Source organism: Mesorhizobium sp. M8A.F.Ca.ET.202.01.1.1, assembly GCF_004791595.1.
Classification (GTDB): Bacteria; Pseudomonadota; Alphaproteobacteria; order Rhizobiales; family Rhizobiaceae; genus Mesorhizobium.
Map to the genome: position 1 here is coordinate 1 of NZ_SRUN01000051.1, position 1,045 is coordinate 1,045.

A 1,045-nucleotide genomic window follows, 5' to 3' on the forward strand; every position below is an offset into this window, starting at 1 on the left:
ATGTTTAGTCCCGGCATTTGCTGGAGCGGATCGAGTTTGAAGCGTTCCGGTTGTGACGCCCACGCCTTGCAGATGAACTCGTAGGGCGTAAGGCCTTTGAGGGTCTTGAGCCTGCGACCGAAGTTGTAGGCCGAGATGAAGTCGGCAAGGTGCTGGCGGAGTTGGTCGTGGCTCTCGTAATAGAAACGCCTGACGGTTGCATCCTTGATAGTGCGGTTCATCCTCTCGACCTGGCCGTTGGTCCACGGATGCCTTGCCTTGGTCGTTCGGTGCTCGATGTCGTTCGTGGCGCAAGCGTATTCGAAGGCATGGGCCCAGAAGCGTTCGCCGTTTGCGATGGCCTCCTTGATCAATGGCACGGCCGAACCGCCGGCGCCGGGCGTCGTGAACTGGATACCGTTGTCGGTGAGGACAGTGTGGATCTTGTAGGGCACGGCCGCGATCAGGCGCAGTAGGAAGTCTCTCGATATGGCGCTGGTGGCCTTCTCATGCAGTTCGACGAAGGCGAATTTCGAGGTGCGGTCGATAGCGACGAACATGTGCAGCTTGCCCTGTTCTGTGCGCACCTCGGCGACGTCGATGTGGAAGTAGCCGATCGGATAGCTCTTGAACTTCTTCTTCGCCGGCTTGTCGCCTTCTACGTCCGGCAGGCGGCTGATGCCGTGGCGCTGCAGGCAGCGATGCAGTGATGAGCGCGTCAGGTGTGGGATCGTCGGTTGTAAGGCATAGAGGCAGTCATCGAGTGGCAACAGAGTGTAGCGCCGGAAGGCGACTATGACGGCCTCCTCCTCGGGCAAGAGCACTGTCGATCTAGGCTCTCTCGGACCGGTCGGCAAATCTGCCACCGAGGTCCGTTCCCGCCATTTGGCAACAGTCTTTTGGTTGATCCCGTAGCGCTTCGCCAGCGCCCTCAGGCTCTCTTGACTATGCTGTATCGCTCGACGGACCGCCTCTGTCGTCGTGGCGCTCCCATGAAGAACCTGGCCCATAGCGCATCCCTTGATTCGGAGGACAAGGATGCCCCATCAAAATCTGGGATCAAACA

1 protein-coding gene is annotated in these 1,045 nt (G+C 59.2%); it reads right to left on the reverse strand.

All coding sequences use genetic code 11. From position 1 onward, the window contains the following. A partial coding sequence (locus tag EN845_RS33770) for an IS481 family transposase (protein WP_127873646.1) occupies nucleotides 1-989 on the reverse strand: 989 nt, incomplete at its 3' end. Nucleotides 990-1,045 lie beyond the last annotated feature (56 nt).